This is a genomic window from Flavobacterium sp. (assembly GCF_039916025.1).
Classification (GTDB): domain Bacteria; phylum Bacteroidota; class Bacteroidia; order Flavobacteriales; family Flavobacteriaceae; genus Flavobacterium.
Genome location: NZ_JBDSMB010000182.1, coordinates 1 through 1,832 on the forward strand (window position 1 = coordinate 1; position 1,832 = coordinate 1,832).

General features: G+C 38.3%; 2 protein-coding genes and 1 pseudogene. 2 read left to right on the forward strand and 1 reads right to left on the reverse strand.

The annotated features are described in order from the left end of the window. Positions 1-526, forward strand: a 526-nt coding sequence (locus tag ABIQ27_RS13490) for a helix-turn-helix domain-containing protein (protein WP_348034442.1), incomplete at its 5' end; no start/stop codon positions are given. Between the two features lie 29 nt (positions 527-555). Here the strand turns inward: ABIQ27_RS13490 and dapF are convergent. Continuing rightward, positions 556-1,371 (reverse strand): diaminopimelate epimerase, encoded by an 816-nt coding sequence (gene dapF / locus ABIQ27_RS13495; RefSeq protein ID WP_348034443.1) that lies wholly within the window; start codon positions 1,369-1,371, stop codon positions 556-558. A gap of 234 nt (positions 1,372-1,605) precedes the next feature. On the opposite strand from dapF, the pseudogene ABIQ27_RS13500 reads away from it, so the two are divergent. After that, positions 1,606-1,832 (forward strand): annotated as a pseudogene (locus tag ABIQ27_RS13500) (serine protease); the annotation flags it as partial.

The following is a 1,832-nucleotide window of genomic DNA, read 5'->3' on the forward strand; positions in this document are numbered from 1 at the left end:
GCTTGAAATGGAATCGTTATTTTATGAACAGTTCAAAAAGATAAGGAAAGCTACGGGACTGTTACAGGCTACCATCAACGGAACAGATTTTACGAAAACAGATGTCGGTTCTTTGTTGAATCAGAAAGAGCGTGAAGCACAGATGAAGTCTGTGTATGCAATGCCAAATAAACTGGATTTCACAGCTAAAAAGGAAAGATCTAAAAAGCCTGTTGTTGCTAAAGCACCTAAAGAAGATACTAAAGTAGTTTCTCTGGAACTGTTTTTAAAAGGTAAGAGCATCATTGAAATCGCTGAGGAACGAAAGATGGTGATGGGAACTATAGAAGGACATCTTGCGCATTATGTAGCTTTACAGGAGATTTCTGCAAAAGACATCTTAGGACGTCAAAAACTGGACAATATTCTTCAGGCCATCAAAGAACTCAAAACGATGAGCCTGGCGCCAATCAGAGATCATTTAGGGAAAAGCTTTACTTTTGGGGAAATTAAGATCGGCATTGCTGCCCATCTTGCAGAGAACTAGCCATTTATCCGGCAGCGTTTTAAAGCTGTTTAAATGTTCCTGATATTTCCTTCAAAAACAAGTTCCGCAGGGCCGCAAAGAAATACTTTTGTAAATTCTTTACCGTCGTAATTGAAACCAATACGAAGATTTCCACCCAATACTTCTATTTCTGTTACCTGGCTACCTGTTTTTTCGTTATGTTTAGCCATAGCCAGTGCTACTGCTGTGACTCCTGTTCCGCAGGCAAAAGTCTCGTCTTCTACGCCACGCTCAAAAGTGCGGACAAACAAATGATCACCTTTGTCTTCCACAAAATTTACGTTGATACCTTCTTGTTTATAAGTAGAATTGTTACGGATTTTTTTGCCTTCTTCATAAACATCCATGTCTTTTAACGCTGTGACCTGTGCTACATAGTGCGGAGAACCTGTATTCAAAACATAAGCCTCACCATCTTTGCTGATAGTATTTACATCAATCATTTGCAAATCAACCCAGTCACCTTTCGCTGTAATTTTGGCATAATGAGGGCCATCTACTGCCAAAAAGTTAGTTTCACTGTCTATGATACCTAACTGTTTTGCGAAGGCTACAATACACCTTCCCCCGTTTCCGCACATACTGCCAATATTTCCATCGGCATTGAAATAAATCATTTCAAAATCGTATGCTGAATGGTTTTGCAAGAGCATCAAACCATCGGCCCCGACACCAAAACGCCTGTCACATAGTTGGTGGACAAGATTATTATCCTTATATTCAAATGTTTGACGGCGGTTGTCGATTAAAACAAAATCGTTTCCTGCTCCCTGGTATTTATAGAAATGAGGTTTTAACGGATCGGTGGATTTAGTATTTAACATTTTTTAACAATTAAGGGATGCTTCGATGACACAAATATCGTTGTATTGGTATTAAATTTGAATTGTTTGACAAAAGAAATTAAATAAACGCACAAACGAAACCTGCATGAGTTTTACAGCGCTTAAATTAATCAATAAAATTGTGCTCATGCAAGCTTCATCACCATTGATCACAATTGATCCTGGGAACAATTAAAAAACAACAATTACCTCTAAAAAAACAATTATAAACTGATGAAAAAAATAGCATTAATAGTTTTAGCTGCATTCATTGGAGGTGCAGCAGCAATTGGCGGTTATAAAATATTAGAACATAATACCAGTGGAATGACACTTGCTGAAAAGCAAAATGTTCTTTTTGCAAGTAATCCGTCAAAGATCTCTTCGACAGGGGCGGTAGATTTCGTCCAGGCAGCTGCTGCGGTTTCTCCGGCAGTAGTGCATATCAGAACAACTTTTAA

Coding starts and splice junctions, on each gene's coding strand:
- dapF (WP_348034443.1), bottom strand. CDS start 1,371: ATGTTAAATACTAAATCCACCGATCCGTTAAAACCTCATTTCTATAAA.